The organism is Caulobacter sp. P1_B12_2, assembly GCF_056406675.1.
Window position 1 is genome coordinate 1 of record NZ_JBFTZS010000238.1, and the last position, 7,057, is coordinate 7,057.

Below are 7,057 nucleotides of genomic sequence, written 5' to 3' on the forward strand. Positions count from 1 at the left end.
CTCTACGCCGAGGGCAAGGTGGGCCGCGAGGAACTGCTGGCCGCCGAGAGCGCCAGCTACCACGGCCCCGGCACCTGCACCTTCTACGGCACGGCCAACACCAACCAGATGCTGATGGAGCTGATGGGCCTGCACCTGCCGGGCTCGGCCTTCGTCCATCCCCACACCCCGCTGCGCACGGCCCTGGTCAAGGAAGCCGCCAAGCGCGTGGCCGCCATCACCCAGAAGGGCAATGACTGGATCCCGATCGGCCGGGTGATCGACGAAAAGGCCGTGGTCAACGGCGTGGTCGGCCTGATGGCCACCGGCGGCTCGACCAACCTGGCCCTGCACCTGGTCGCCATGGCCCACGCGGCCGGGATCATCCTGACCCTGGAAGACCTGGACGACATCTCCAAGAACACGCCGCTGCTGGCCAAGGTCTATCCGAACGGCTCGGCCGACGTGAACCAGTTCCACGCCGCCGGCGGCATCCACTTCGTGGTCAAGGAACTGCTCAAGGCCGGCCTGGCCCACGAGGACGTCCTGACCGTCGCCGGCCCCGGCCTGTCGCGCTACACCCAAGAGCCGATCCTGGTGGACGGCGAGCTGACCTGGCGCGAGGGCGCCGACGAGTCGCTGGACCTCAACATCCTGCGCCCGGCCTCCGACCCGTTCAGCCCGGAAGGCGGCCTCCGCCTGCTGACCGGCAACCTCGGGCGCGGCGTGATCAAGGTTTCGGCCGTGAAGCCCGAGCACCAGGTGATCACCGCTCCGGCGGCCGTGTTCCAGGAACAGGAAGACTTCATCGCCGCCTTCAAGCGCGGCGAACTCGACCGCGACGTGGTGGTGGTGGTCCGCTTCCAGGGGCCGTCGGCCAACGGCATGCCCGAACTGCACAACCTGTCGCCGTCGATCTCGGTGCTTCTGGACCGCGGCTTCAAGGTGGCCCTGGTCACCGACGGCCGGATGTCGGGCGCGTCGGGCAAGACCCCGGCRGCCATCCACCTGACGCCGGAAGCGGCCAAGGGCGGAGCCCTGGCCTATGTCCAGGACGGCGACGTGATCTCTCTGAACGCCCACACGGGCGAACTGAAAATCCTGGTGGACGAGGCGACCTTGCGCGCCCGGACGCCGGCGAAAGTTCCGGCGTTCAAGCCGGGCTACGGGCGGGAACTCTTCGGCCTGATGCGTGCGGGGGTCGGCGCATCCGACCACGGCGCGTCCGTGCTGTTTGCTTAGGAAGAAGACGAAGATGAGCGGCTTGAACTCCATCGGGCTTGGCCTGGTCGGCGACATCGGCGGAACCAACGCACGGTTCGCCCTGGTCGATTTCGATGGCGCCGATCCCAAGCTGATCGAGCCGACCTCGTACAAGGGCGAGGACTACGGCCAGGCCGAGGACGCCGTCGAAGCCTATCTGGACAAGATGGGCGTGCGCCATCCCGACCAGGCGGTGGTGGCCGTCGCGGGTCCGATCGAGCACGGCGCCGTGCAGTTCACCAACAGCGACTGGAAGCTGTCGGAAGACAGCCTGCGCCGCGCGGGGGGCTTCCGCACCGCCAGGCTGATCAACGACTTCACCGCCCAGGCCCTGGCCGCGCCGCGCCTGGCCCCCAAGGACCTGCGCCAGATCGGCCCGTTGCAGACCTCGGGCGAGGGCGACCTGGCGATCCTCGGCCCGGGCACCGGCTTCGGCGCCGCGGGCATGGTGCGTCGCCACGGCGTCGAGACGCCTCTGACCACGGAGGGCGGCCACATCGCCTTCGCGCCGTTCGACGACACCGAGATCGAGATCCTCCGCGCCCTGACCAAGGAGCACGGCCGCTGCTCGATCGAGCGCATCCTGTCGGGTCCCGGCATCGAGGACCTGCACGTCATCCTGGCCAAGATCGAGGGCCGCGAGGCCGAGGCCCTGACCGCCAAGCAGATCACCGAGCACGCCGTGGCCGGGGATGACTGCTGCAAGGTCACCATCGACCGGTTCTGCGCGATCCTCRGCTCGGCGGCCGGCGACCTGGCCCTGGCGCTGGGCGCGCGAGGCGGGGTGTTCATCGCCGGCGGCATCGCGCCGCGCATCGTCGATCTGTTGGAAAAGAGTCAGTTCCGCGAACGATTCGAATCCAAGGGCCGCCTCAGCGACTACACCAAGGACATCCCCACCCACGTGGTGATGAACCCCCACACCGCCCTGATCGGCGCGGCCGTCGCCATGACGCCGGACGGCAAGGCGGCCCTTTCCTAGGGTTTCCACCCGCCGAAGACCCTTTCCGATCGCTCGGGGCGAGATTTCCACTTGAAGTGGGCTCGCCTTGACAAGGCTGTCATGCCTTTATTGCGTCGCTTGTCGATTTCCGACGCTTCGCGAGGCCGGTCTTGAGTTCCAAGGTTACGATCCACGAGGTCGCCCGCATGTCGGGCGTATCGATCAAGACCGTTTCGCGGGTGCTGAACCGCGAGCCGAACGTGAAGAACGACACCCGCGTCCGGGTGCAGGAAGCCGTCGCGGCCCTGAACTATCGGCCCAACATCTCGGCCCGCAGCCTGGCGGGGTCTAAGGCCTATCTGATCGGCGTCTTCTTCGACAACCCAAGCCCCGCCTATGTCACCGACGTGCAGCTGGGCGCCATCGCGCGCTGCCGCGAGGAGGGCTACCACCTGATCGTCGAGCCGCTGGACTCGACCGGCGACGTGGCCGCCCAGGTCGAGCCGATGCTGCACACCCTGCGCATGGACGGCGTGATCCTGACGCCGCCGGTCTGCGACAACGTCGCGGTGCTGGACGTGCTGGAAGCCGAGGGCGTGCCCTATGTGCGGCTGTCGCCCGACCAGGACCTGGACCGCTCGGCCCACGTGCGCATGGACGACGTCCGCGCCGCCTACGAGATGACCGCCCACCTGATCAGCCTGGGCCACACCGACATCGGCTTCATCAAGGGCCACCCCGAGCACGGCGCCTCGCACCTGCGCTACGAGGGCTATGCGGCGGCGATGAAGGAGCACGGCCACGCCGTGCGCGAGGAGCATGTGGAACAGGGCTGGTTCTCGTTCCGCTCCGGCTTCGAGGCGGCCGAGCGACTGCTGAACCGCCCCGATCGCCCGACGGCGATCTTCGCCTCCAACGACGACATGGCCCTGGGCGTGATGGCGGTGGCCAATCGCCTGCGCCTGGAAGTGCCCCAGACCCTGTCGGTGGCCGGCTTCGACGACACGCCCGGCGCCAAGGTCGTCTGGCCGCAACTGACCACCGTGCGCCAGCCGATCCAGGCCATGGCCGCCGCGGCCGCCGACCTGCTGCTGACCGGCGCGACCCGGGCCGAGGGCGACGCGCCCCCGCCTTCACGCCTGCTGGACTTCGAGCTGGTGGTCCGGGAATCCACTGGCCCGGTGGGATAACCCTGACTCGAGCGTCGGATTCTCCAAGCCGATCGCACCCCATATTTTCTTATGGAGGTGGAAAGCCTTCGGCGTTGACGCTAAGTCAGCGATGGCGAATCCGGACTCGGAGCGCTAGACAACGTTGTCAGGTGCGAAATTCGAGAATGACGTTCGCCCAAAGCAAATCCTTTCCGCTCTGCGGTATTTCTTGCCGCATTGCAGCATTTTCTAGCCTCTCCGGAGCAGGTTCATGATCCGCGCGCGCCGCTCCCGCATTGTCGCCACCGTCGGCCCGGCCAGCAGCTCGCCGGAGATGATCATCACCCTGGCCAAGGCCGGGGCGGACGTCTTCCGCCTGAACTTCAGCCACGGCAGCCACGACAATCACGCCGCCGCCTACAACGCCATCCGCGCGGCCGAGAAGGCCGTCGGGCGCCCGCTCGGCATCCTCGCCGACCTGCAGGGTCCCAAGCTGYGCGTGGGCAAGTTCGCCGACGGTCCGGTGACGCTGAAGGCCGGCCAGGCCTTCCGCTTCGATAACGACCCGACCCCGGGCGACGAGACGCGGGTGCACCTGCCGCACCCCGAGATCCTGGTGGCCATGCGCCCCGGCGCGACCCTGCTGCTGGACGACGGCAAGCTGCGGATGACGGTGACGGACGCCGGCCCCGGCTACGCCAACACCAAGGTCGTCAACGGCGGCAAGCTATCGGAACGCAAGGGCGTGGCCGTGCCGGACGTCGTGATCCCGATGTCGCCCCTGACCCCGAAGGACCGCGAGGACCTGGCCTTCGCCCTGCGCCTGGGCGTCGATTGGATCGCCCTGTCGTTCGTGCAGGCGCCGGAAGACATGGCCGAGCTGCGCCGCATCGTCGAAGGCCGCGCCGCCGTGCTGGCCAAGATCGAAAAGCCCCAGGCCCTGGAATGTCTGGGTGCGATCATGGATCTCTGCGACGGCGTGATGGTCGCGCGTGRCGACCTGGGCGTCGAGATGGCCCCCGAAGAGGTGCCGGTGGCCCAGAAGGTCATCCTGCGCGCCGCCCGCGAGCGCGGCATTCCGGTGATCGTCGCCACCCAGATGCTGGAGTCGATGACCAGCTCGCCGACCCCGACCCGGGCCGAGGCCTCGGACGTGGCCAACGCCGTCTACGAGGGCGCGGACGCGGTCATGCTTTCCGCGGAAAGCGCAGCGGGCGACTATCCCGAAGAGTCCGTGGCCATGATGAACCGCATCATCGAGCGGGTGGAGCGCGATCCGCGCTGGCCCGAGCTGATGCAGGCCGAGCAGCCGCACGACGACGAGGACGCCGACGTCCTGGTGGTCGCCGCCGCCCAGGCCGCCAAGGCCGGCTCGACCAAGTGCCTGGTGGCCTTCACCACCACCGGCGCCACCGCCCGCCGCCTGGCGCGCGAGCGGCCGCTGCAGCCCGTGCTGGCCCTGTCGCCGCAGATCAACGCCGTGCGCCGCATGTGCCTGGTCTGGGGCGTGGAGGCCCGCGTCAGCGGTCAGCCCGACAGCCTGGAAGTAGTCACCTCGGACGCCGTCGCCAAGGCCGTGGACCTGGGCTTGGTCGGTCCGGGCGAGCGCCTGCTGATCGTGGCCGGCACGCCTTTCGGCGCCCCCGGCGCGGCCAACCTGCTGCGCCTGGCCCACGCGCCGTTCCCGACGCGCAAGCGCTAACAAAGCCGGTCATCCCGGCGAAGGTCGGGACCCGGATGGAATGTCCGTGGGGCTGACGCCAAAAGCGCCGGGCCTTTCCAATCATCCTCCCGGCCATGGGATCTGGATCCCGGCCTTCGCCGGGAAGAGCGGATATTTACTCGCTCACCGCTTCGTAGTGCCGCACGTGGGGTTCCTGTTCGATCAGGAACTCGGCGTCGAAGTCGTAGTACTTGGCCTGTTCGAAATCCTCGCCGGCGAAGCGCTTGATCGCCTCCAGGTCGGTCCAGAAGGTCAGCATCTCGAAGTGCGTGACCTCGCCCTCGCGCCGGGTCAGGCACCAGGTGCCGAGGCTCCCCGGCGTGGACTTGTAGTCGGGCAGGGCGACTTCACGCATCAGGGCCAGATAACGGTCGCTCAGCGACGCCGGCACGTGGCCATGCCAATTGCGGACGATCATGCGGGCTTCCTCCCCAACCTGTCGTTGGAGATGGGGAGGCTTCAGCCGAAGGGAAGCGGCAGCAGGCGCTCGTAGCCCTTACGCACGGCGGCGTAGCACTCGCAGGTGATGGCCTCGAGGCCGGCGCGGTCGAGAATGTCGACGACGCCGCGCCGATAGCGGATCAGGCCCTTGGTCTGCAGCGCGCCGGCCACGGCCGTGACCGTGGTGCGCTGGACGCCCAGCATGTCGGCGAGGAATTCCTGGGTCAGGTTGATGGTGTCGCCGTCGATGCGATCGCGGCACGACAGCAGCCAGCGGCAGAAGCGGGCCTCGACCCCGTGCAGGGCGTTGCAGGCCACCGACTGGATCGCATGGCCAAACAGCGCCTCGTTGTGACGGTCGACCAGGTCGCGCAGGGCGGGGCTGCGGGTCCAGGCGTCGTGCAGGGCCGAGGCGCTGATCCGTGAAGCGACGCCGGGGGTCTGGACCAGCGCGCGCACCAGCGACTGGCGCGAGGCCACGGCGGCCATCAGGCCCAGGGCGCCTTCGCGGCCGATCGGCGCCGACTCGATCGCCGCGCCGTTTTCCATCAAGGTCATCAACGAGATGACGCAGTCGTGCGGAAAATAGACGAGCTCGATCTGGTCGCCCGGATCGTACAGGTGGCGACCCTTTTCCAGATCATGCTGGGTGAGATGGGGTGCGATCAGCCCGAAATCCTCGGGCGGCAGGGCGGCGAGCAGGCGATTTTTCAAGGGTACGGCGGTCCCATCGGGCGAATCGACCGACATGCGGTAGAGGTCCGAAGCTATAGGTTGGAAGCCGCTTCAGCGCTGTCGAGTAGTCGACACAAATGCAGGGCGCTGCAGAGTGTTCCGGGGCCGCTATTGGAGATGTCGGGAACCCGACATTACAGGAATAGTTCGCGACCCCGCCGTCATGTGCAGGCCATGCCGCCTCGTGAACATTTATCAGACATATGAGAGGCTGTGTTTCTTCCCTAGAGTGGCGCGGCGATGTCTCGGCACGCTCGGCCTTGAGGATCCAGAGCTCGGCGCGCTCGGCGTCCAGCCGCGGCAAGGGACGGTGCTCCCAGGGTCGGGCTTCTTCCAGATTGTCATCCCGGATCGGCGCGCCGCGCGCCTGTCCGGGATGTCAGTCGATCGGGACTAGAAGCCCGAGAGCTTGGCGTAGCGGTCGCGATGGAACGAGGCCGAGCCGAACAGGGCTTCGGCGACGCGGGCGCGCTTCATGTAGAGGCCGGCGTCATGGACGTCGGTCATGCCGATGCCGCCGTGCATCTGGACCATTTCGTTGGAGGCCAGGTGCAGCACTTCGCTGGCCTTGGCCTTGGCCAGCGACCCCAGGAGGCGTGTGTCTCCGCCGGCGTCGGCCGCTTCCAGGGCGGCCTCGACGCAGGAACGGGTGGTCTCCAGATCGGTGAACAGCTTGGCGGCGCGGTGCTGCAGGGCCTGGAAGGTGCCGATCACCTGGCCGAACTGGGTGCGGGTCTTGATGTAGTCGAGCGTGATCTCGAAGGCGGCGGTGGCGGTGCCCAGCATCTCGGCGGCCAGGCCTGCATAGGCGCGGTCCAGCAC

Annotated in this window: 7 protein-coding genes; 4 read left to right on the forward strand and 3 right to left on the reverse strand. The window is 68.1% G+C overall.

The features are described from left to right. From AC1DZ6_RS15190 to pyk, 4 genes are all read left to right on the forward strand, one after another. Positions 1-1,221: dihydroxy-acid dehydratase domain-containing protein (locus AC1DZ6_RS15190; RefSeq protein ID WP_477097996.1), on the forward strand; the 1,221-nt coding region annotated here is incomplete at its 5' end. Positions 1,222-1,234: 13 nt separating this feature from the next. Then, on the forward strand, positions 1,235-2,224 hold the full coding sequence (gene glk, locus AC1DZ6_RS15195; protein ID WP_477097997.1) for a glucokinase: 990 nt from the start codon (positions 1,235-1,237) through the stop codon (positions 2,222-2,224). 131 nt (positions 2,225-2,355) lie between these two features. After that, the gene (locus tag AC1DZ6_RS15200; RefSeq protein ID WP_477097998.1) at positions 2,356-3,375 is read left to right on the forward strand and encodes a LacI family DNA-binding transcriptional regulator; all 1,020 of its coding nucleotides are present in this window, start codon (positions 2,356-2,358) and stop codon (positions 3,373-3,375) included. Between the two features lie 232 nt (positions 3,376-3,607). After that, complete coding sequence (gene pyk / locus AC1DZ6_RS15205) at positions 3,608-5,038, forward strand: pyruvate kinase (RefSeq protein ID WP_477097999.1); 1,431 nt, start codon at positions 3,608-3,610, stop codon at positions 5,036-5,038. A gap of 136 nt (positions 5,039-5,174) precedes the next feature. On the opposite strand, the gene AC1DZ6_RS15210 is transcribed toward pyk, so the two are convergent. From AC1DZ6_RS15210 to AC1DZ6_RS15220, 3 genes are all read right to left on the reverse strand, one after another. Then, complete coding sequence (locus AC1DZ6_RS15210; protein ID WP_477098000.1) at positions 5,175-5,477, reverse strand: antibiotic biosynthesis monooxygenase; 303 nt, start codon at positions 5,475-5,477, stop codon at positions 5,175-5,177. Positions 5,478-5,518: 41 nt separating this feature from the next. Next, positions 5,519-6,250: a Crp/Fnr family transcriptional regulator gene (locus tag AC1DZ6_RS15215; protein WP_477098001.1), complete on the reverse strand. Its 732-nt coding sequence runs from the start codon at positions 6,248-6,250 to the stop codon at positions 5,519-5,521. 378 nt (positions 6,251-6,628) lie between these two features. Beyond that, positions 6,629-7,057: acyl-CoA dehydrogenase family protein (locus tag AC1DZ6_RS15220; RefSeq protein ID WP_477098002.1), on the reverse strand; the 429-nt coding region annotated here is incomplete at its 5' end.

Excerpts from the sequence above, each read along its gene's own strand:
- AC1DZ6_RS15210 (WP_477098000.1), bottom strand. The coding sequence starts at position 5,477 with ATGATCGTCCGCAATTGGCATGGCCACGTGCCGGCGTCGCTGAGCGAC.
- AC1DZ6_RS15215 (WP_477098001.1), bottom strand. The coding sequence starts at position 6,250 with ATGTCGGTCGATTCGCCCGATGGGACCGCCGTACCCTTGAAAAATCGC.